Below are 22,578 nucleotides of genomic sequence, written 5' to 3'. Positions count from 1 at the left end.
TGGCTCATAATGAATAATCCGCCATTACATCAAAGGATCGTTGCCTGCAAAAACATCCCCAGTTTACCCAAGCAGGCACATCGCTTGATACGAGCGTTTAGCAAAGAGAATCTTGACTATCACGATCTAGCAAAGATTATTAGCGACCACCCAACCATCGCAGCGCGCTTAATATCTTTGGCGAATTCAGCTTGGGCCATGCCCGCTAATCCCATCAATTCGCTTGAACAAGCTTGCGCTAATTTGGGACTCACGGTGGTGCGCAGTGTCAGCATAGGCTTGACGCTTATCTCGCCGTTTAATATTTCCGCCTGCCCTGCCTTTGATATTCGTCGCTTCTGGGCCAGCAGTAAACTTGTCGCCGATGGGGCGGTACTATTAGCGTATGCGCTGCCAACCCAACCCAATCCGGCCTTTCTACAAACCTTGCATACCGGCGGCCTGCTACATAATCTGGGATTAATATGCTTGGCTGACTTAGTGCCCAAAGAAACCCAACAAGCCCTGCTTTGGGTTAAGTCGAACCCCGAGCTGACAGTAAACCGTGCACTTCATCAAACGCTGCAAATGGATTTTTGCGAGGTTGGAGGTTTATTTGCTGAAACTTGGGGCTTGCCGGACGAACTTGCCACCATTATCAAATTTCATCGCACCACCAATTATCAGGAGCATTATTGGGAATTCATCGCCTTGATAGGTCATGCCGCCGCCATGGTTGGTAGCTTATTTCGAACCCAATCCGCATTACCGCCATCCATTGCGATAGCAAAGCTAGGCATTTGCGATACCGATCATCAACAGGTATTCGAAAAATTGAAGCCGTTGTTTATTCAAACAAACCAATTAGCAAAGGCACTTTTCTAGTGCGATTTAAATCGCGTCGATATTTGTATCTCATCTGCGGCCCTATTAGCAAAAGCCACTAAAAGCGAAAGCAAAAAAGTTAGCCGGTTTCGCTGCCAATTTCACCGGAGGTCAAAGTCTTTGTGAGACTCTATACAGACTCCAACCCAGCACCAGCACCATCAGCCCTATCACAACCCCCAAAAAAAGATTGCTGTTGATCAGCTGTATAACATCAAAGCCGTTTGGCGGGGCCGTCACGACGGTTTCTGGGCCCAAACCGGCAACAACGGTTTGATAGCCATTGCTCAATAAGGTCAGGATGGCGGCCGTATCGTAGTGCGGAAGGGCTGCCCTACTCGATCCATACTGCAGTTGATAGTGTTGATCAGGTTGGGCAAAAAACACCACTTGATAACCCGGTCCCGAGCCTATGATATTTTCCAGTTCCAACGGCGGATTATCCTGGTTGTACAAGGTGATGCGGTAATGTTGTCGGCGCAGTTCCGCAAAGCGGATATGAGTGTCTTCGCGATTAATTTCTTTAAAATGTAGACTTTGCAATGTTGCGCGAGCCACGCTTTGCATGCGGGTTTCCATGCCCTGTTTTTGCGGAATGAATACTTCGGCTTGGCGATTGAAGTTAGGCGTGGCGATTTTAAATGTAAAACCGCTTAGAGGCTGGTTTTGAACCTGGATGTCTATCTGGCTGGTTTGGTGTTCTGCGTCTTGGCTGACGGTGAATGCAGTGACCGGGTAATCGAATATTTGCTGTGCGTGTGCGACTGTTTCGGTTTGGTTATGCCACAGTTCGATGCGTTCGATGTGCAGCGGCCGGTGCTGCAGTTCGGTTGTCTCGGTACGCTGCAATTCCGTTTCGCCTTGCAGAGTGCGGGTCAGTTCCATCAATTCGGCCTCGCGAGTTTTGATGGCTCCGGCGATCGTCACCTTGAAATGCCGGTCGCTGTTAACGGGCAAAACCACATCGAGGTTAGTTACGTTCATGAAACGGGAATAGTCGTAAATCAAGGCATTGTCTACCAAGGGGTGCCAATGCAGGCCGTCTTCGGAACCCTGTACCGCTAAGAGGCACTCAAAATCCCGCAACGTTGTCAGCACGCTTAATCCGTCTATGTTGGCGGCATCCGGTTTTAAATCCAGATTGATGACGATGCCGTCCTCTCCCTGTTTTTCCAGCCGCGGTTTTTCGCCGCGGCTGGGAACGCGTCTAACCGTGGCTTTCCGACCGGCGATTTTTTGCAGCAGATACGGTGTATCAACGCCGGTAGCATCGCGCACCCGCAGGTCGCTAAAATCGGCATTTGTGGCGGCGTATACAGCGGTATCCAACGCCACGGCCAGCAGGGTTTGCTGACTGTTATCCGGGTTAATAATGTCGCGACTGATTCGATAACCGGCTTCTTCGGCGTACCCCACAGGCAATAACAGACACAACAGCAAGGCAAATGCGCTTCTCATGACGACTTCTCTTGGCTGGTTTGGCCGATAAAGGTTTGCTGATACCGCATATAGAAAAACGCCCCGCCCAGGGCCAGCATACCCAACACGATAAACGCCAATATTCTGTATAGCTGTTCCAGACGCGCCAGGTCGATAAAAAACACCTTCCAGGCCACCAAGGCAAACAGACCCAAACCAACCAGCCTGAAAATGGATATTTGGCGTTTAATACCATTAAACACCAGCGTCAAGGCAAACACCGACCATACAATAGAAACCCCGCCGGAGCGCAGGCCCGGCACAAATTGATATAGCGCAGAGTTGATTTCCAAGCTGAGAAATGCAAACAGCAATACCAGCGCGGCACCACCAAAACCTTGCCGAATCGACATGGCCCGATCGCCGGCCTTGCTTAAGCGCCGATAGGCAAACAGCAAGAAACCGGTAATCGCCGCAAAATCCAGCAACCGCATCAGGGCGAGTTGGAACGAATACCGGCCGCCGTAACGCAACGTCCATACATTATCCAATGAGGAAATGTGGCCAAAAGTTAACTGCCAGGACGGCAAATCGAAAAACATTAGCTTCAATAAAACCCCGCCGACAAAAACTTTTAACGCCTGCAACAGCCAGTCGCCGGGTGACGCCAGATAGCGAATCAACAACAATGTACTGATGGCCAGCCAAACCAGGGTCAGCATCGGCATTTGCAGAGGCGGATACAAGTAACCGAAACTGCGGTACAACTCCAGTTGCAGAACCACAAACAACATGCCGGCTGCGATAATCAGAATAATTTGCAGTAACCAGTTATCTTTTAACCAGAGCGGCACATCGTTAGCCGGATCGCAAGCCAGATTAGCGGGTACGGCCGGTTTTTCGACTAATCGATAAGCCAGTCCCAACGAAGCAATGGGGACGCCAAAACTGATTACCCGCGCCAGTAAACCGACCAAAAAGTCGGCAAAACTTTGTTCGGCGTCCATGCCAGCCCCATATTGGTCGGCTAAATCGATAAAACAAAACCGGAACAATACAATCAGGTACAGACCATAGGCCGCCTGCCGTAAAAAATGACTGCGCATTTTTCCGGCCATCCACAACATTACCAGCGCTTGTAATGACCAACTCACGGTGAGCCATTGCCGAGATAACAGCAATGGCAGGGTTATCGTGATAAAGAAGGCGGCCAAACCGATAAAACTTAACAGCAGTTCCTTGTCCGCAATACGTTTAGCCAGGCAAAAGTAAACATGAGCAATATAAAAGGCGGCCAATATGACTGTCAGTAAAGCCACCCATATTGGGCCATAATGCTGCTCTATCAGATTGTCAGCCGTAACGAAGAAAATACCGGCATTAATGATCAAGGCCAATAAATCCAACAGCGTCGACTTCACTTGGTTAACCAGACAAAACAGAATCACCATGGTCGAATACAGCACAAAAAAACCGGCTAAAAACGGAAACACCTGCCAGAAAAAGTCGTTTTGATAGTTGTCCAGCGCGGCGAAAAACAGCAGGTAATTAAAGAAGAAACTCAAGAAGTTCAGCAAATGCCATTGCTTGTACCCGTTGATACCGAGAATGCCGATACCCAAGAGCAGCATGTAAGCATACAAGCCAACAAAATTTACCTGCCCGGTGGAGATTAAAATAGGCGTGCAATAACCGCCGATAATGGCAAAAATCGCTACCAACATGGCATCCAAACGAATCGCCAAGGTTGCTGCGCAGGCGGTGACTAGAATCATCAGTGCAAAGGTCGGATACACACTCAATAGCTTATAGAAACTGAAGGCGGCAAACACGCTGAAATACAACACGGCAATTCCGCCACCCAACATTCCCAGGCTAAATAAATGGTACTTGCCGCCGACTAGCCTTACCCCGCCGACAATCATGCTCAAGCCGGCCAACACTGTCAGCGCCACCCTGGCCCGTTCGCCTATCAGGCCGTTATCAATCGAATATTTCAGGAAAAAACCGATACCGGTCACCAATATCAACACACCGATACGTAGTAGCCAATTACTAGCCACCGCATATTCCATGCTACTGCCTTCCGGGCGATGTCCTTCGCCAACGATGATCCAGTTCCAGATTTGTTGCAGGATTTGCTTGGCGGCCAGCTCGAAACGGCTGGGCTCAATCGGCTGGCTATCGAATTGATGCCAGGGATCCTCGGCAGGCGCTTCGACGCTGGATTCAGCGGCAACGGTAAGCGGTTCCATTACAGGCGGCTCGGCTTCAACAGCCAATCTGGTTGGTTCGGTAACGGGCTCGGCTGCTTGTAGATCCGCAGAAGGTTGAGACTGGATTTTTTGGCTAACAGCTGAAGCCTGCATCGACTGTAATAGCATCCGCTCTTCGCGAATTGCAGTCGCGACATCTCGTAGTGATCGGCCTAGCTCCTCATGGAAGCGTTGCTGTCTAATCAACAGCATCACCAATAAAACCAGCATGGCCACCGGCACCATCACCGCGATGAATATGGCTAAACCCCAAAAATCGTCCATGGCAGTCTCCCGAACCGGACTCATGAAAATCAAATAATCTCGGCAAGCATAGTCTTTGACCGACAAGATTGCCATTTAGCCGACAAATCAATCGCTTAAATGCCGGTTACCTGCATTAGGCTAGGGAAATGCGCCAATGCCAGTTTTAGAGACAACTCCTCGTAAAAAAGCAGTAATACAAATAGTTGTTTTGCTATTTCTCTCTCACCAGCCGCTGTACCACTAAACTGCCTATCATGTCGCCTTCCACATTCACCAGAGTGCGAAAGGTATCCAGCAAGCGGTCGATAGGCAACAAAATTGCCACCGCTTCGGCCGGCAAACCGACCGATTGCAATACCATCACCATTGTTACCATGCCGGCACTGGGAATACCGGGCGCTCCGATCGCCGCCAGCATGGTGGTAAAAAACACGATGAGTTGTTGAGATATATCCAGCTCTATGCCGGCCAGATTGGCTACGAATAATGCCGCGGACGCTTCATAAAGCGCGGTACCATCCATGTTGGCTGTCGCGCCCAGGGGAATCACGAAACCGGCGATACTGGGTTTAACGTGCAAATGTTGCTCCGCGCAGCGTAAGGTGACCGGCAAAGTCGCTGAACTGGAGCTAGTAGCGAAGGCGGTTATCAACGCCTCGCGGGCGCCGCGGAAAAATTTCAGCGGCGGTATTTTGGTGATCAAGAACAACAAAAACGGCAACACTACAAAACCGTGCACCAGGATAGTCCCAATTACCACAGTGACAAACTGGGCCAAACTGCTTAACACCTCGACGTTTTGCGTGGCCAACAACTGAGCCAGCAAGGCCAAAATCCCCAGCGGCGCCAGTCGCATGATCCAGCCCACCATGCCCAGCATCAATTCCAGGCCTTCCTGTAAAAGCAGCAAAATATTTTTATAACGCTCGCCACCCATGACGAGAGAAATACCTAACAACAAGGCAAACACTACAATTGCCAATACATTGCCTTGCGCCAGAGCAGCAAACGGATTGATGAATAAGCCGTGCAGGAAACTGGCTATAAATTCCGCGAAACTCATCTGCTTGGCGGCAATGTTTTGATTAACCTCCTGGAATAAGTCCAGGCTAAGGCCTTTGCCGGGTTGGAACACGTTGGCGGCAGCCAAGGCTAATAATATTGCCGCGGCCATGGAGAGCAGAAAAAAACCCAGCGTGGACATCCAAACCCGGTGCAGTTGGCTATGTTGGCGTAAATTAGCCACACCGACCGCAATCGAGGTGAATACCAATGGCACCAGCACCATTTTCAACAAATCGATAAACAGCGTGCCGACGATACCGCAGAGATACATACCTTGCTTGACGCCAACGACTGCAGGCCCAAGTTGGGCAAACAGCACGCCTAACCCTGCGCCCAGGATGGTGCCGAGAAAAATCTGCGTATTTAAAGACATATCCGGAGCTCCAGATCAAAAGAACGGTTGAAACCTTACCGGTCATGATAACCGCGTTGTCTAGCTATCATAGCCGGTAATTCGGTAGAATCGCCGGCTATGACAATAGACAAAACACAACCCTGCCTGTGTGGCTCGGGCCAAAGCTATGCCGATTGCTGCGGACTTTTTCACGACACCACCCGCTTACCGGCGAGCGCCGAAGCGCTGATGCGTTCGCGCTTTAGCGCCTACGCGCTTAAAAAAGTCGATTATTTGTTATCCAGCTGGTCGGAAAGCACCCGCCCGGCCGACATCGACTTTTCCAAGGAAACTGCGCAGTGGCAAAGCTTGCAAATTATCGCCCGCAAAAAAGGCGGGCCTATGGATGCCAAAGGTGTCGTCGAATTTAAAGCCTTTTACTGCCAGGATGGGATAGCTTGTTTTATGCACGAAATCAGCAGATTTGTAAAAACCGACCAGCGTTGGCAATATCTAGATGGCGTTATCAAAGCCACGGGCAAAGTCGAAACCGATCAAAGCGCCGGTAGAAATAGTCTATGCGCCTGCGGAAGCGGCAAAAAATTTAAACGTTGCTGCGGCAAATAATCTCGGCGTCATGCCTGTTGTAAATATTGCAACACGTCCTCGACATGCGTTTTGACTTTCACTTTACGCCACTCCTGGATCAATACGCCATTCTCGTCGATGAGAAAAGTACTGCGCTCAATGCCGCGCACTTGTTTGCCGTACATGTTTTTCATTTTGATCACATCGAACAACCGGCATAGCTGTTCGTCCTGATCGGACAATAAATCGAACGGAAATGCCTGTTTGCACTTAAATCCTTCATGCATTTTCACGCTATCGCGAGACACTCCCAAAATCACGGTATGCAGGGCATCGAATTGCTGAATATGATCCCTAAACGCCTGTCCTTCCTGAGTACAACCAGGCGTATTGTCCTTGGGATAAAAATACAAAAGCAGCTTTTTGCCGGCAAAATCGGCAAGTGACAGGGTCTTGTCACCGGTGGCCGGCAATTGAAAATCGGGTACGGTTTGGCCGAGGGTTGCTGTAGTCATATGGTTAGCGTTTGATGGGTTCAAGAATGGCGTCAATATTCAAGCTATCGCAGAAATCCAAAAATTCCTCGCGTAACGACAAAATTCTTACATTAGGCGGTACCAGCAGGGTGAATCGGGTCGAAAAAACCGGGTTGCTGAACAGCATGGCCGGATGCAGGCTGGCGCTAATTTCGTCGATAAAAATGCCGCGGTCTACTAGAAAGGAGGTGATCTCATACAACAAATCCTTTTTTTCCATGGAAATGGTTTCCATGGTATAGGGCACGCCTTCGGGCTGGTTAAGCGGTTCGGTCAGGTTTTCTTGCGGCCGTAACAAACCGATTTGGACTGGAAACCGCTGCCGCAAACCTTCCAGCAAGCCTTCCAGTTTGGCAATGTGATTCCAGTTGCCGTCAATCAAACCGTATATCGAGGTGATTTCCGTCAAATCAGAAGTTCGAAGTTCTATTACAGTACACTGGCACGCACTAACCGCCGAGAGGATTTCAGTGATCAAGCCATCGGTTTTATTCCCTAACACGGTGATTGCTAGTTGCATGTTTCTCTGCCTATGGAGGTGATACCAAAGTTTAGCATCATTATGATCCAAACCAAGAGGGAATCATTTTCACTGATCTATAACAGCATTTACTTAATGACAGACATACCTTGGATATCGCAGTCCATTATATTGAGTGTTTGGGTATTCTTAATACCGACAGTCAACAATACGAAACAACAACTCAAAAAAACCTAACTTTCGTCAATATTGTTTCGCAATTAGCAACAAACAATTCTCTTCTTCGTTATTTACTTTTATTCACAACGAATTAAACTGTGGCCGTGTTTTGAGAAAACACACCTCCAACCTTGATATCAGGCACAAGGAGGGATTTTTATTAATTCGCTACTGAAAGGTTATTTCCATGAGGGAAACACAAACATCTAGCCGCCACATAGGCCACGTCGTTATGTTAGGCGCAGCGCTGACAGCCTTAAACGAATCGGAAGCAGCCGAAAAAAAAACCTATACCAGGCCCGCGCTCACGGCATATGCCAGCCAAATGCAGGACGCTCTGCTGGGCAGCGATAAATACCAAAAGCCTGTCTGGAATTTGCACGACACGCTAAATTTACCGAAATGGCTGGATCTTTCGGTCGAGCAGCGCAGCCGCTACGAAACCATGGACGGCCGGTTTCGCGCCAACCGTATCGGTAGCGATCAGCAGATCGCCCTTCAGACGGATTTATGGCTGCAAGCGCATATGGGACAGTTCCGGCTTGGCGTCGAATTCATGGATTCCAGAGCGCTGGATGCCGACAGGGGTTCCGCCGTGAATAATACTCAGGCCAACAACGCCGATTTCATACAGGGATATCTGGCCTGGGCCGATCAAAATCTGTTCTACAGCGGAATAGGCGCCGAAGTCATCGCCGGCCGGCAAACCTTGAATTTCGGCAGCCGGCGGCTGGTGGCCCGCAATGCTTTCCGAAATACCTTGAATAATTTCACCGGTATCAGAGTGCGGTTGCTGGATTATGATAAATGGCAATTCAACGGCTTCGTCAGCATGCCGGTGATCCGCTATCCGACTGGCGCCACCGACATTCTGGACGAAACGCACCAATTCGACGAGGAAGATACTCACACTTGGTTTTCTGGCGGATTTCTCGAACTATACGACTTGTCTTGGGGGGTGAATAGCGAGGTTTACCTGTATCACCTTGACGAGGGCGACAGTATCAGGAATCAAACCCGTAACCGCCGCTATTTCACACCCGGTGTACGGTTTTATCTGAAGCCCAAAAAATCCCAATTCGATTTCCAAGTGGAATCCATCGGCCAGTTAGGCACAGTGCGTTCCAACACCGCGTCCAATAACGCAACCGATCTGAATCACGCTGCCTGGTTCCAGCATTTGGACTTTGGTTATACGCTCGATATGCCATGGTCGCCGCATCTGGGCTTTGAATACGATTACGCCAGCGGCGATAACAATCCAAACGATAACAAGGATCAGCGCTTCGATACCTTATACGGCGTCAGGCGCGGTGAATTCGGCCCCACCGGCATCTACGGTCCGTTTGTCCGCAGTAACATCAACACACCGGGCTACCGGCTCAAATTGTCGCCCGACTCCGACGTAAAACTGGAGTTCGGCCACCGCGCTTACTGGCTGGCATCGGCCAAGGACAGCTGGACCACGGCCGGTTTACAGGACAAAACCGGCAACTCGGGCAACTATGTCGGCCAACAAGTGGAAGTTGTGGCGCGTTGGGATGTGAATAGCAGTCTTAACTTCGAAACCGGCTGGGCACATCTGTTCAAGGGCCGGTTCGCCAAGACCGCGCCGAACGGCCCCGACGGTAAGGATATCGATTATTTTTACGTCATGAGCATGCTACGCTTTTAAGCTTCCCGCTTACAGCTACCCTAATTTACAACTACAGGAGATTTTTATGCCAGCTCACCGTTTGTTTCGCCTGATCGCGACCGTCTCGTTACTCTTGGTTGCACCGACCGGGTTTTCCGAAACCGTATTGGTGGCCGTGGCTTCCAATTTCACCAAACCGATGACCGAAATAGCCGAGGTGTTTGCAAAAGAAACCGGGCATACGGCAAAACTCTCGTTCGGTTCGTCCGGAAAAATCGTTTCGCAATTGGAGAATGGCGCGCCATTCGAGATGTTCTTGTCCGCGGACGATGAAAAGCCGCTGAAACTGGAACAAGCCGGTTTGACAGTACCCGGCAGCCGTTTTACCTACGCTTTAGGTTCGCTGGTGCTGTGGTCGGCCAAGCCCGGTTACGTCGATGATCAAGGCCAAATCCTGTCAAAAGGCGGTTTTAGTCATTTAGCGCTAGCCGACCCCAAGCTGGCGCCCTACGGTGCCGCGGCAATACAGGTTTTGAAAAACATGGGTTTGCAGGACAAACTACAACCGCTGCTGGTGCAAGGCGAAAATATTTCCCAAACCCACCAGTTCGTCAGCACCGGCAACGCCGAGCTCGGCTTCGTGGCGTTATCGCAAGTGATCACGGACGCTAAAATCAGCGAAGGGTCCGGATGGGTCGTTCCCGCCGCCATGCATACCCCGATTCGCCAGGATGCGGTTTTGATGAAAACCGGCGCGGAAAACCCGGCCGCCTCCGCACTGCTGGCTTTTTTGAAAGCAGTCCCGGCCAAGGCGATTATTGAAAAATACGGCTACGGCCTGCCAAAACAGTGATCGAGGTTTGTTATGCTGACTGACTCCGATATCGCCACATTATGGTTGACGTTTAAGGTTGCCAGTCTGGCAACCTTGATTATGCTGATAGTGGGAACGCCGCTGGCTTGGTGGCTGGCGCGCACGACCTCGCGCTGGAAAAGCATTTTAAATGCGGTAGTGGCGTTACCATTAGTATTGCCACCAACCGTGCTGGGTTTCTATTTACTCGTGTTGATGGGTCCAAACGGCCCCATCGGCAAGCTGACTAGCGGGTTGGGCTGGGGCACTCTGCCGTTTACCTTCTCCGGTTTGGTGATTGCGTCGGTGTTGTACTCGATGCCTTTCGTGGTTCAACCTTTGCAAACTTCATTCGCCGCGATCGGCAGACAACCGCTGGAAGCCGCGGCCACCCTCCGTGCCAGCCCCTTGGATACTTTTTTCAGCGTGGTGATACCGCTGGCAAAACCAGGCTTTATGACCGGCGCGATTTTGGGCTTTGCCCATACGGTGGGTGAATTCGGCGTGGTGTTGATGGTAGGCGGCAATATTCCGGATAGAACCCGGGTCGTGTCGATACAAATTTATAACCATGTCGAAGCATTGGAATATAACGAAGCCCATTGGCTAGCCGCCGCATTACTGTTGTTCTCATTCAGTGTATTGCTAGTGTTATACAGTGCGCTTAAAACCCAGCCAGTAGCGCACCCATTGAAATGACGATGCCCATAACAGCCCGCTTCCACCTCGACTACGGCATCTTTAAGCTGGCGGTAAACTTAACTCTGCCGGGTAGCGGCATCACTGTGCTGTTCGGGCCTTCCGGTTCCGGCAAGACCACATTGCTTCGCTGCATCGCCGGCCTGCAACATGCACCGCAAGGCTTTCTGGAAATCAACGGTACCATCTGGCAGGACAGCGAACGTCAGATATTTGTCCCCACTCATAAACGCTCCTTGGGTTATGTGTTTCAGGAAGCCAACCTGTTTCCGCATTTGAACGTTAAGCAGAATCTGCAATTCGGCTTAAAACGCATAGGCAAATCCGCCGTAACCGATTTGTCTCATATCCTGGATTTGCTGGGCATAGCTCATTTATTGGACCGAGCACCGGATCGCTTGTCCGGCGGCGAAAGGCAACGGATTGCCATAGCCAGGGCTTTGGCTCTGAACCCGGAAATATTGCTGATGGACGAACCCTTGGCCGCACTGGATTTCAAGCGTAAGCAGGAAATCCTGCCTTTCCTGAGCCGTTTGCATCGGGAACTGAATATACCGGTTTTATACGTGACTCATGCGCAACAGGAAGTGGCGCAACTGGCGGATCATCTGGTGATCATGGACGAAGGCCGGTCGCTGGCATCGGGCCCGTTGGCTGAAACCCTGAGCCGGCTGGATGTACCGCTAGCCCAGGACAGGAATGCCGCGACCGTCTGGCCGGTAACAATAGCCGGACACGAAGCCGAATATCATTTAACCCATGTGGCTTTTTCCGGCGCCACCATCAGTCTGCCGAGCTTCGAAGCGGAAATCGGCACGCCGCTACGATTACAAATTTATGCCCGCGATGTCAGTATTACCCTGCAAAAACCCACCGATACCAGCATCCTCAATGTACTGCCGGCCGTCATAACCGGAATCGCCGACGACGAATGCGGCCACAGCATCGTGCAATTACGACTACCCAGGACGGAGGCCACGGCCGGTCAGGACAGTTGCCCAGATACCTCACAGTCTAACATGGATAACTGCGATCAGACCGGTGGCCAGCCGTTGTTGGCCCACATCACCCTTAAATCGGCAAAATTATTGCGGCTACGAGTCGGTATGCCCGTTTATGTGCAAATCAAAGGCACATCAATATTGAATTAATCCATCCATCCACAAGGAAATTTACCATGAAAGCAAGTGCACGTAATCAATTCGAAGGTGTTATCAACGACGTTCTAATCGGCGCGGTTAATGCCGAAGTTCATGTCGGTTTGAAAGGCGGAGAAACCATTGTCGCTTCGATTACCAAGGATTCAATTGAAGCCCTGGGTATTAAGGCCGGCATCAGCGTGCTGGCCCTGGTCAAGGCCCCACAAGTGATCATTGTCACTGATTTCGGCGGCTACAAACTTTCGGCCCGTAATCAGCTGCAAGGCACGGTAACCGAAGTCAAGCTAGGCACGGTCAACGCCGAAATCGACATCGAATTAAAGGGCGGCGAAAAAATCGCCGCCACGGTAACCAACGATAGCGTGGAAACGTTGGGTTTGGCCAAAGGCAAAACCGCAACAGCAACATTTAAAGCAGGGGCCGTGATTTTGGCGGTGAAAGATTGAGATAACACGCCCGCTCCGTCCGTAACGACAGCCCGTTACGATCGGAGCGACTAAGTGGTAGAGGTCACTATGTTACTGGATATAAATGTAAAACTACGGCGGGGGCATTTCGACCTGTCCACCCAAATATCGTTGGAAAATGCCAGCGCCGGTCTGTTTGGTCAATCCGGCGCGGGTAAAAGTACCTTACTGGGCTTAATTGCCGGTACCCTGCAACCGCAAAGCGGATATATCGTACTGGACGGTAAGATTTTGTTCGACAGCCGCAAAGGCATTCTGGTGCCGCGCGAGCAACGGCCCATCGGCGCAGTGCTTCAAACCGATTCGATGCCATTAGCCGCCACCGTTAGCGAAATCCTGCACAGCATCTACCGACGCTGCGCGACGCGGCGGCGGCTGTTCAAGCCGGACTATCTGATTCGGCTTTTAGAGCTCGGCCCTGTCCTAGACCAAAACATCGCACGGCTTTCCGCCGCCGACCGTCAAAGAGTCATGTTGGCCCGTTCGCTACTAAAATCGCCGAAAATGCTATTACTGGACGATACCTTCGCCGCTATCGGTAACAGCTACCGAATGCAATTGCTGCCGATTTTGAAACGCCTGCAGGCCGAGTTCGATCTGCCGGCCCTGTATGCCAGCCAGTCCCTGCGGGAAATTTTGCAGCTGACCGACAAGCTAATCGTACTGGAAAACGGCCAAATTCTGCGTAGCGGCCCATTACGGGAGATCGCCAGACAACAAGGCATTCTGCGTTATTTGGGGGTGCGTCAGATCGACAACATTCTGCCGGTGCACATTCGCAATCACGATTATGCGGCCGGATACAGTTTGGCCGACAGCTGCGGTCAACCCTTCAATTTACCGTTACGCCCGCAATTCACGCTAGGCAGCCAAACCCAGGTATCGATACGAGCCAACGACATTGCTCTGTCCCACGGCTTTATCGAAGGCATTTCGATCCAAAATCAAATCAAGGGCCGCATCTGCGCGTTAATTCCCGCCAGCGATAGCGTGATAGTACAAGTCGATTGCGGCTGTACACTACTGGTAGAGATCACGCCAGGCGCCTGCACGGAGATGGCATTGCGAGAAGGCACCTGGATTTACTGTTTAATTAAAACCCATGCCATCGTTTATTTAGCTGAATTGGATAGCTTGCCGTATGAAAAAGTCGTCAATCATGACGGTGGCTACTACTATTTACCTGCCGCGGATGCGAATAACCACCATTTTCCCGTCTAATCGGCGTATTTGCGCGGTCCGTCGAAGGACATGACAGCTGAAGCATGGTAAATTAACGCCATCTGAATCAGCAAAAATTCCGACATGACTATCCAAAATAAAGCACATCCCTGGCACGGCATTTCACCGGGCGACAATACCCCGGAAATCGTTACAGCATTTATCGAAATCGTACCTTCGGATACCGTGAAATATGAAATCGACAAACAAAGCGGTTATTTAAAAATCGACCGTCCGCAAAAATTTTCCAATATGATTCCCACTTTGTACGGCTTTATTCCGCAATCGTATTGCGCGGAAAAAACCGCGGAATATGCAGAATCCATGTCCGGCAAAGCTGTCAGCAAAGGCGACGGCGATCCCCTTGACATATGCGTACTTAGCGAGCGCAGCGTGACTCACGGCGATATCTTGGTGCAGGCGATACCTATCGGCGGTTTTCGTTTGCTGGACGGCGGCGAAGCCGACGACAAAATTATTGCCGTAATGAAAGGCGACGAGTTTTACCGGCAATGGAACGATGTATCGGATTGCCCTGAATCCTACATCAACCGGTTAAAACACTATTTTTTAACGTACAAACATCTGCCGCACGAAAAAAGCATTTGCGAAATCACTCACGTCTACGGCCGCGAAGAGGCTCACGAAGTGATCAGGCGCTCCATGGCTGACTACCAATACCATTTCGGTTGCCAGGACGTTGAATAGCCGCATCTAAATTATTAATTAAGGGTGTAATGCCGACACCCTTAATTAATGGCTGGGACTGAGTTGCCCTACGACCTCATCGGCATAATCGACCTGTTGCCTGACCAACTTATCGAGATTACGATCCGCACCGGAGGGTAGCGTGGCTTTGTTATCCAGTATCCAATGGGCAATATCCCGCCAAATCACCGGTGCCTGCAGGTCTCTAAGCAGCATGTGATAACCATTTTGGTAATAGCCGACCGTGTTTTTGCCGGGATGACTATGCAACAACTCCCGTACGAAGCGGCGGGTAGGTTCAAGCGGCACGATTTGGTCCTTTTCGCCGTAAAGTAACAAGGTATCGGCGTTCAACTTAGCGGCCGAACTCAATGCCGCATCCATCAAATTGGTTAACCCATATACCGCATCGACCCGGGTTTCCTTGATCACTAACGGATCGCGTCCCAGTGCTCGCAGCATTTCGATATTATCGGACGGGATAATCTCCAAACCTTTGCCGGTCAACGACATCCAGGGTACGGTGTGCGATAAGGTCCATAACAATGAGGTTTGATACCAGGGCATGGTTTCCCGCCCCCAAACCGCCGGTGCGGATAAAATGACGCCGGCGATCTGCGGTTTGTCCTTGCGGCTCATGGCATCGATAATCACCGCGCCGCCCATGCTTTCGCCCAACAGGTAGATGGGGGTGTCCGGATGCTCGGCCTGTATCAATGCCGAAATCTGCTTTACATCGCCCGCGTACGCATCGCTGCCCGCCCAAATGCCTGGCATGGCGCTTTCTCCAAAGCCGCGCTGATCATAGGCATAACAATAAATCCGCTGTTTTTGTAAATAATCGGCCGGAGCACCGAAAAAGCGCCGATAGTCATTAAAGCCATGCAAGGCTATGATAACGGCCTTGGGATTTTCCACGGGCCAGCGGCTCAAACGCAGTTGGGCACCGTCGGCGGTGATGAAGCTGTCCGCTGTCAGTTGCGCCTCGCCCATGTTCGGGCCAGGGACCTTCATGACGGGCGCGCAACCGACCGTAAACAAACCGGCCAACAGTAACCATATTGCCAGGCGATGGGTTTTAAACGAGTAATAATTTATGCAAGCTATCAATGACATAAGCGAACGGCATGCCGAGGTCATGGGTTTGAAGGTCCGGCGGGTAACGAAACCGGCAGATATTGAAACTGTCAGCAGGCTGGCCGGCGGTATTTGGCGAGATCATTATAGGCCGATAATCGGCAATCGACAGGTAGAATATATGCTGATCCGTTTTCAAAGTCCAGCGGCCATCGGCCAACAAATCGAGTCGGGTTATCAGTATTTTCTGCTGTTCTGCGGCCCGCGACCGGCAGGCTATTTTGCCTGGCTGGCCGATACTGCCGATCAATCGCTACATATCAGCAAACTGTATGTCGGTAAAGCCAGGCAACGTTCAGGCTTGGGCAGTCGAATCATCGTCGTTGCCGAACAGTACTGTCAAACCAAAGGTTTGCGGCACATATGGCTGACCGTCAATCGCCATAATCAGTTTGCCATCGATTTTTATTTGCGCAATGGCTTTATTAACTGCGGCATGGTGGTGCAGGATATCGGCGCCGGCTTTGTGATGGATGACTACCGGATGGTGAAAGTGTTACGGTAGATATGACATTAACCCAGCCACTGCCCGGAATACTCGGCATAGCCATCCTGTTTAACTAGCACGAACGCATCATTCCGGCGCAGATACAGCGCAGGCAAGGCATAGCCGTTGAAGCGCTGGGCTTTGATCAGACTGTAGGCACCGACATCGGCAAACATCAGCTTATCGCCGACAGCCGGAAGGTTATGAAAGCGATATTCGCCGAAAATATCGCCGGCCAGACAGGTCGACCCGGCGAGAATGGCGGTCTGGCCGCCTTGTTTGTCTTCATCCACTAACAACGGCCGACGCTGGTATTCGAATATTTCTGGATGGTGATTCACCGAGCTGTCCAATACCAGCACGGTTTTTCCGTCGCTGTCGAAGCTATCCAGCACGCGAGTCAACAAGTAACCTGCGTTACCCACCAGCGCCTTACCCGGCTCCAGATACACTTGCTCGGCGACATGTGCTTTCAAATAACGGATGGTTTCTATGATCGGGCCCAGCTCGGCAATGCGGTGGTACAAATAGCCGCCGCCTAAATTCAACCACTTCAAGCCGGATTGCTGCCTTAAAAAAGGCTTTAACTTGGATATGACGGCCTGGAATGCCAGGAAATCGGTTTGACCAAACACGGTGTGTATATGCAGCCCTTCGATGCCGGCCGGCAAGCCGGTTTGCAACATCGCCACATCCACGCCCAGCTTGGAATGCGCGCGGCAAGGGTCGTAGCGTTCATCATCGGCGAAAGACAGTTTCGGATTGACGCGCAGGCCTTTACTATAACCAACGCTCAATTCGTGCAAACGCCGATACTGCGACAGAGAATTAAAACTGATATGCGAACACAGCCTACCCAGTTCGGCAAATTCCTCCGGCCGCAGACCTGGAGTGGTCAAATGTACACCGCCCTGCCCGCCCAATACCGCATTTGCCAAGCGGGCTTCGAACAGGGAGCTTACCGAAATGCCGTCCACGCGATCTTTAAGATCGGCCAATAAAGCCCCCAGCGGCAGCGCTTTCATCGAATACAAGACCCGGCAACCGGTGGCGTCTTTAATTCTTTGCAAGGGCTGCAGATTGCAATGAACCTGCGGCATATCCAAGATAAACGCCGGGCTGTGTTCGACCCGGCGTTTTAGCTGGTCGGCATCCATCATAACGTCCGCCGCTTGCCGGGATACACAGTTCGTTCGGTCACAACCAAATCCATGTAGACATCGTGGCTTTGCATATCGACATGTGCCAGCAATTGCGATTGGTAACAGACCCCGGCCAAGACCGTATCCGCCCGTACTTGCGACAATAGTCTGTCATAGTAGCCGGCGCCGTTACCCAGGCGACCACCCAAGCTATCAAAGGCCACCCCTGGCACGATCACCGCGTCCAGTTCCGTTGGACTGATCCGCTTATCCGTTTCCAGCCAGCGTTCACGCGGCGGCTCCAGAATGTTCCACATGCCGGGCCGAAGCTCTTCGATGGCGTTCAGATGCCACAAGCCCAGGCATTTATTACCCCATTCATCGACCGTGCAATACGGGACCACGATGCGTTTAGCGCCGAACAGTTGTGCCGTTACAACCGGCAAGGTGCGTACTTCGGAGCGGCAATGCAGATACCACAATATGGTATCTGCCTGTTGATACCAAGGTTCGGATACAACGCGCCGGCAGATTATGTTGCTGACGCTCTGTTTATCCGGCTGCGCATTCCGCGCGGCATAGGCAAGCTGCCGTTGTTGCTGTTTATCCATGCTGCTTATAATAACGCAAGGCGGTTTCGAGTAAATCCGGGGCTTCGCTGAGCAAATGCCGGGCGTTTTGTTCCTTGCGCAGCCAGGTAAATTGCCGTTTGGCCAACTGCCGGGTGGCGATGATGGCTTTTTCCTGCAGGGTTTCCAAGTCGTATTCGCCATTCAAGTAAGACCAGGCTTGCCGGTAGCCGACGCAGCGAATGGACGGCATGCCATCATTCAGATCGCCGCGCGCGCGCAAGGCTTGGACTTCCTCCACAAACCCCCGGGCCAACATCAACTTGAAGCGCTCGGCGATTTTGGCGTGCAGCGTCTGCCGTTCAGCCGGGGCTATAATCAATTTCAAGTAGCGATACGGTTGCTCGTTTTGCTGATCGGTTTGAAAAAACGCCGATAACGGCCGACCGCTGATTTCATACACCTCCAGCGCACGCTGGATGCGTTGCGGGTCGTTAATGTGAATACGGGCAGCGGCTTGCGGATCGATTCGGGCCAAACGGGCATGCATGGCTTCCTTGCCCAATTCCAGCAATTCCCGATCCAGACGCTGCCTGATGTCGGCATCGGCCTCAGGTAATCTGGCCAAGCCTTGGGTCAAGGCGCTGAAATACAGCATGGTGCCTCCGACCAATAGCGGCAGCTTGCCGCGCCGGGTGATATCCGCCATCCACTCCAGTGCCAGGCTGCGGAACTGACCGGTGGAAAACGCTTCGCTGGGATCGAGTATGTCGATCAAGTGATGCGGAATACCTCTACGCTCTTCCAAGCCGGGTTTGGCGGTACCGATGTCCATACCTTGATAGACCAGCGCCGAATCGACACTGATAACTTCCGCATTCAAGGCTTCCGCCATGGCTATGGATAATTCGGTTTTGCCGGAAGCGGTCGGCCCCATCAATAAGATGGCGGTGGGTTTGTCGGTGGTCATTTACTGTCCGCGCATGAAAAAACGATCCAGATCCTGATGGCTCAGCGCCACCCAGGTTGGCCGGCCGTGATTGCATTGACCGATGCGCTCGGTCTGTTCCATGTCCCGCAATAAAGCGTTCATTTCCTCGAGGGTAAGTTTACGTTTGGCGCGTACCGAGCTGTGGCAGGCCATGGTAGCTAAAATGGCGTTTATGCTTTGTTCGGCTTTTCGGCTAACGCCGTGGGTGGTTAGGTCGGCCAGAATATCCCGTACCAGCTGATCGACATCCGTTTTGGCCAACAAAGCCGGAACAGCTCGCAATACCACGGTTTCCGGTCCGGAACGGTTTAATTCGAATCCCAGGCCATGGAAAAATGCATGCTCCTGTTCGGCCAGATCGGCTTCGGCGGGGGTAACCTGAATCTTGATCGGTAGCAGCAGAGGCTGGGAGACGATGGCCCGAGCGTGATAATGCTGCTTCAAACGCTCATACGTTATTCGTTCATGCGCCGCATGCGCATCCACCAAAATGATGCCGTTGCTGGTTTCCGCCAGTATATAAATATTGTGTATATGCGCCACAGCAAAGCCGAGCGGCGGCATGGCCTGATCGGACGCTGTCGCCGCCGATTGCGGATAAAGCTTGGCATAGGCCTGCATTTGATCGACCACGCTTGCCGGCATTTTTGTTTGGCCGGGGTAGGAAAAACCGCCCGAGCGATTGCCGTTAATGGGCTCCGGCCTATCGGAGAGGGCACGATTCGAGTCCGGATTGGCGGGGGCATTGGCCGAATGTTGCGCTTCGGCCATAGTCATGGGCAGGGATTGTTGTAGACTCAAAGCGGGCCGCGCCGGGATTGCGGGTTGCGGCTCGGTATCCGGCGCGACTTGCACCGCGATATCATGTGCCGGTCTCTGTCCGGGTCTTTGCTCGGCCAGACTGCGATGCAGAGCCTGAAACAGAAAGTCGTGCACCATGCGCCCTTCCCTGAAGCGTACTTCCAACTTGGTGGGATGCGCATTTACATCGACCAGTGCCGGATCGAGCTGCAGATACAACACGAACACCGGATGACGACCGTGATACAACACATCCTGATAAGCCTGCTTGACGGCATGCGCCACCAGCCTATCCTTGATCAAGCGACCATTGACGTAGAAAAACTGCATATCCTGTTGGCTGCGGGAAAAGGTAGGCAACCCCACCCAACCATGCAAATGCAAGCCCGAGGCGGCATAATCGATTTTGAGCGCATTGTCGACAAATGCCGAGCCACAGATAGCTGCGATGCGTTTTTCCTGATCGGCTTCGGTTGCGGCCGGTTTTAAATTCAGTACTTCGCGCTGATTATGCTGTAACAAAAAACCCACATCAAAGCGGCTGAGTGCCAGCTTTTGAATCAGGTTTTCGATGTGACCGAATTCGGTCTTTTCGGCTTTCAAAAACTTGCGACGAGCCGGGGTGTTGTAAAACAGATCCCGCACCTCCACCGTAGTACCGGGAGGATGCGGATCGGGTTGCGGGTCGAAGTTTGTCTCGCTGCCGTCGGCGCTGACTTGCCAGGCACAATCCGCAACCGCAGTGCGGGAAATCAGTGTCAATCGGGCCACCGAGCTGATACTGGGTAGCGCTTCGCCTCTGAAGCCCATGCTGACGACCCGTTCCAGATCGTCCAGAGATGCGATTTTGCTGGTGGCATGCCGCGATAACGCCAATGCCAGGTCTTCTTTCTCGATACCGCAACCGTTGTCGCGTATCTTGATTTGCTTGACTCCGCCTTGTTCGATATCGATATAAAGATGGTTGGCGCCGGCGTCGAAGCAATTCTCAACCAATTCCTTCACCACGGAAGCAGGCCGTTCGACCACCTCGCCGGCAGCGATTTGATTGATTAATTGGGTAGGTAAAGCGTGGATCCGCATCGGCTGCGCTCGTGAAAAAGCGCATATTTTAGCGGATGAAGATGACCGGCGCCGAATTGATTCAGCGTCGAAACGGAATAAAACTAACTGCTGCGCGGAATTTGCAGTACTTGGCCGACTTTGACAGTGCCGTCATCCATGCCGTTGACCGTACGAATCTCGCGCATGGATACGCCGTATTGACGGGCAATCCCGGACAAGGTATCGCCACGGCTGATCACATGTTGGGTCGCAGAGCTGTCGGCGGCGACCACATTGGCTTTCGGCGCCGCAGCGGTTTTGCTTACAACCGGCTTGGATCTTTTTCCGGCGGTAGCCACGCGAAGCGCGGATTTACCGGATTTTTGCAATTGTGCAAACAAGGTGTTGGCCGGCGCATATTGTTTAAAATGCGCCATGATGCCGTTAAACACCGCGGACGCCATTTTATCTTGATAAGCCCGAGTATTCAGACGGCGCTCTTCTTCCGGGTTGGATATGAAAGCGGTTTCCACCAGAATGGAAGGAATGGGCGATTTCAACACCACAAAGCCGGCTTTTTGCACACTTGAACGATGCAAATGACCTGCCGTTTTTACGCTTCTTAAAACCTTGCTACCCACGTGCTGACTGGCTTCCTTGGCCGCTTTATTGGATAAATCCATCAATACGGAAGAAAGTATATCGTCATGCTCGTCAACACCCGCCGCACCATCCGATGCGTTTTCGCTATTAGCCAGATATTGAGCAATTTGGCTGGAAGCACCTTTATTGGCTAAGGTATAGACGGAAGCCCCATGCGCACTAGGATCATCAAAGGCGTCGGCATGGATAGAGACAAACAAATCGGCTTTGGCGTCTTTGGCAATCCGGACTCGCTCGCGTAATTTCACAAAATAATCGCCATTACGAATCATCACGGCTTTCATGCCGGGTTGTCTGTTCACGGCGCGCTCCAGGCGTTTGGCAATGGCCAACACCACGTCTTTTTCTTGGGTACCGCTACCGCCCTGAGCACCGACATCCTTGCCGCCATGCCCGGCATCGATGGCAATCACAATATCTCTGCCCTTGGCACTAACGGCTGCTTTAGTCGCTTTAGTCGCTTTAGTCGCTTTAGTCGATTTAGAGGTCTTTCTGGCAGCCCTCTCGGTCGCTTTGGCAACTTTCTTGGGTGCTTGGGTAGCCGTCGGAGTAGTTGCCGATGTGGCGGATAAATCAAATTGCAGTAGTAAGCGCTGCCCTTTATTGAATTCAGTTACTTTGGCGGCGGCATCGGCATTTAATTCCAATACCACACGCAGACCGGTTTTATTGCGTATCGCGGAACGCACGCCAACCACTAACGGATGATCGGCAGGCGGCTGAGACATGGTCTGAAACGCGGCGGTATCCTGAAAATCCACCACCAGACGGCTGGGTTTTTTTAAAGTGAAATATCGATAATGGGGCGTGACGTTCAATTCGAACATAACACCGCCACCGGGTTGGAAACTGATGCCTTCGATTTCGGCAGGCGCGGCGTAGGCCAGCATCACCTGCAAAGACAAACCCATTACCCAGAAAAATTTAACAATCTGTTTCATAAGCCGGCCAACCGAGGAAAAAATTAAAAAC

Annotated in this window: 21 protein-coding genes; 10 read left to right on the top strand and 11 right to left on the bottom strand. The window is 51.7% G+C overall.

The window, feature by feature from the left end; genetic code table 11:
* Positions 1 to 9 precede the first annotated feature (9 nt).
* Complete coding sequence (locus M0R33_RS10430; protein ID WP_292568503.1) at positions 10 to 864, top strand: HDOD domain-containing protein; 855 nt, start codon at positions 10 to 12, stop codon at positions 862 to 864.
* A gap of 111 nt (positions 865 to 975) precedes the next feature.
* On the opposite strand, the gene M0R33_RS10425 is transcribed toward M0R33_RS10430, so the two are convergent.
* From M0R33_RS10425 to M0R33_RS10415, 3 genes are all read right to left on the bottom strand, one after another.
* Entirely contained in the window at positions 976 to 2,322 is a 1,347-nt protein-coding gene (locus M0R33_RS10425) for a hypothetical protein (protein WP_292568501.1), read from the bottom strand.
* Positions 2,319 to 4,823 (bottom strand): DUF2339 domain-containing protein, encoded by a 2,505-nt coding sequence (locus tag M0R33_RS10420; RefSeq protein ID WP_292568499.1) that lies wholly within the window; start codon positions 4,821 to 4,823, stop codon positions 2,319 to 2,321. Before M0R33_RS10420 ends, M0R33_RS10425 begins: the two co-directional genes overlap by 4 nt.
* Positions 4,824 to 5,016: 193 nt before the next feature.
* Complete coding sequence (locus M0R33_RS10415; RefSeq protein WP_292568497.1) at positions 5,017 to 6,243, bottom strand: dicarboxylate/amino acid:cation symporter; 1,227 nt, start codon at positions 6,241 to 6,243, stop codon at positions 5,017 to 5,019.
* Between the two features lie 99 nt (positions 6,244 to 6,342).
* On the opposite strand from M0R33_RS10415, the gene M0R33_RS10410 reads away from it, so the two are divergent.
* Positions 6,343 to 6,831, top strand: coding sequence for a YchJ family protein (locus M0R33_RS10410; RefSeq protein WP_292568495.1), 489 nt, complete (start codon positions 6,343 to 6,345; stop codon positions 6,829 to 6,831).
* Positions 6,832 to 6,839: 8 nt separating this feature from the next.
* Here M0R33_RS10410 and bcp read toward each other — a convergent pair whose 3' ends face one another.
* The gene (gene bcp, locus M0R33_RS10405) at positions 6,840 to 7,307 is read right to left on the bottom strand and encodes a thioredoxin-dependent thiol peroxidase (RefSeq protein ID WP_292568493.1); all 468 of its coding nucleotides are present in this window, start codon (positions 7,305 to 7,307) and stop codon (positions 6,840 to 6,842) included.
* A 4-nt stretch (positions 7,308 to 7,311) separates the two neighbouring features.
* On the bottom strand, positions 7,312 to 7,848 hold the full coding sequence (locus M0R33_RS10400; protein WP_292568492.1) for an ACT domain-containing protein: 537 nt from the start codon (positions 7,846 to 7,848) through the stop codon (positions 7,312 to 7,314).
* Positions 7,849 to 8,215: 367 nt separating this feature from the next.
* Between M0R33_RS10400 and M0R33_RS10395 the strand changes: the two genes are divergently transcribed.
* The 7 genes from M0R33_RS10395 (at position 8,216) to M0R33_RS10365 (ending at position 14,772) form a co-directional block, all read left to right on the top strand.
* Positions 8,216 to 9,703 (top strand): alginate export family protein, encoded by a 1,488-nt coding sequence (locus M0R33_RS10395; RefSeq protein ID WP_292568490.1) that lies wholly within the window; start codon positions 8,216 to 8,218, stop codon positions 9,701 to 9,703.
* 46 nt (positions 9,704 to 9,749) lie between these two features.
* Positions 9,750 to 10,517: a molybdate ABC transporter substrate-binding protein gene (gene modA / locus M0R33_RS10390; protein ID WP_292568488.1), complete on the top strand. Its 768-nt coding sequence runs from the start codon at positions 9,750 to 9,752 to the stop codon at positions 10,515 to 10,517.
* 12 nt (positions 10,518 to 10,529) lie between these two features.
* On the top strand, positions 10,530 to 11,216 hold the full coding sequence (gene modB, locus M0R33_RS10385) for a molybdate ABC transporter permease subunit (protein WP_292568486.1): 687 nt from the start codon (positions 10,530 to 10,532) through the stop codon (positions 11,214 to 11,216).
* Complete coding sequence (gene modC, locus M0R33_RS10380) at positions 11,213 to 12,367, top strand: molybdenum ABC transporter ATP-binding protein (RefSeq protein ID WP_292568484.1); 1,155 nt, start codon at positions 11,213 to 11,215, stop codon at positions 12,365 to 12,367. The genes modB and modC overlap by 4 nt, the downstream gene beginning before the upstream one ends.
* Before the next feature lie 26 nt (positions 12,368 to 12,393).
* Positions 12,394 to 12,822: a TOBE domain-containing protein gene (locus M0R33_RS10375; protein ID WP_292568482.1), complete on the top strand. Its 429-nt coding sequence runs from the start codon at positions 12,394 to 12,396 to the stop codon at positions 12,820 to 12,822.
* A 69-nt stretch (positions 12,823 to 12,891) separates the two neighbouring features.
* Complete coding sequence (locus tag M0R33_RS10370) at positions 12,892 to 14,064, top strand: ATP-binding cassette domain-containing protein (RefSeq protein WP_292568480.1); 1,173 nt, start codon at positions 12,892 to 12,894, stop codon at positions 14,062 to 14,064.
* 84 nt (positions 14,065 to 14,148) lie between these two features.
* Entirely contained in the window at positions 14,149 to 14,772 is a 624-nt protein-coding gene (locus tag M0R33_RS10365; protein ID WP_292568478.1) for an inorganic pyrophosphatase, read from the top strand.
* A 45-nt stretch (positions 14,773 to 14,817) separates the two neighbouring features.
* Here the strand turns inward: M0R33_RS10365 and M0R33_RS10360 are convergent, their stop codons facing one another.
* The gene (locus M0R33_RS10360) at positions 14,818 to 15,888 is read right to left on the bottom strand and encodes an alpha/beta hydrolase (RefSeq protein WP_292568476.1); all 1,071 of its coding nucleotides are present in this window, start codon (positions 15,886 to 15,888) and stop codon (positions 14,818 to 14,820) included.
* Here M0R33_RS10360 and M0R33_RS10355 point away from each other — a divergent pair.
* Entirely contained in the window at positions 15,869 to 16,414 is a 546-nt protein-coding gene (locus M0R33_RS10355) for a GNAT family N-acetyltransferase (protein ID WP_292568474.1), read from the top strand. The genes M0R33_RS10360 and M0R33_RS10355 overlap by 20 nt on opposite strands.
* Positions 16,415 to 16,422: 8 nt before the next feature.
* Here M0R33_RS10355 and M0R33_RS10350 read toward each other — a convergent pair whose 3' ends face one another.
* The 5 genes from M0R33_RS10350 to M0R33_RS10330 form a co-directional block, all read right to left on the bottom strand.
* Positions 16,423 to 17,556, bottom strand: a complete 1,134-nt coding sequence (locus tag M0R33_RS10350; RefSeq protein ID WP_292568472.1) for a carboxynorspermidine decarboxylase — start codon at positions 17,554 to 17,556, stop codon at positions 16,423 to 16,425.
* On the bottom strand, positions 17,553 to 18,149 hold the full coding sequence (locus tag M0R33_RS10345) for a 5-formyltetrahydrofolate cyclo-ligase (RefSeq protein ID WP_292568470.1): 597 nt from the start codon (positions 18,147 to 18,149) through the stop codon (positions 17,553 to 17,555). Before M0R33_RS10345 ends, M0R33_RS10350 begins: the two co-directional genes overlap by 4 nt.
* A complete protein-coding gene (gene miaA / locus M0R33_RS10340; protein WP_292568468.1) occupies positions 18,142 to 19,077 on the bottom strand; it encodes a tRNA (adenosine(37)-N6)-dimethylallyltransferase MiaA in 936 nt (311 codons plus the stop codon). Before miaA ends, M0R33_RS10345 begins: the two co-directional genes overlap by 8 nt.
* On the bottom strand, positions 19,078 to 20,982 hold the full coding sequence (mutL, locus tag M0R33_RS10335; RefSeq protein ID WP_292568466.1) for a DNA mismatch repair endonuclease MutL: 1,905 nt from the start codon (positions 20,980 to 20,982) through the stop codon (positions 19,078 to 19,080). It abuts the gene before it with no gap.
* An 83-nt stretch (positions 20,983 to 21,065) separates the two neighbouring features.
* Positions 21,066 to 22,547, bottom strand: coding sequence for an N-acetylmuramoyl-L-alanine amidase (locus tag M0R33_RS10330; protein ID WP_292568464.1), 1,482 nt, complete (start codon positions 22,545 to 22,547; stop codon positions 21,066 to 21,068).
* Positions 22,548 to 22,578: the final 31 nt, after the last annotated feature.

The sequence above is a fragment of the Methylomonas sp. genome, from assembly GCF_023228165.1.
GTDB lineage: Bacteria > Pseudomonadota > Gammaproteobacteria > Methylococcales > Methylomonadaceae > Methylomonas.
The sequence above is the reverse complement of the archived record's forward strand: the minus strand, read 5'-3'. Positions and strand labels throughout refer to the sequence as shown.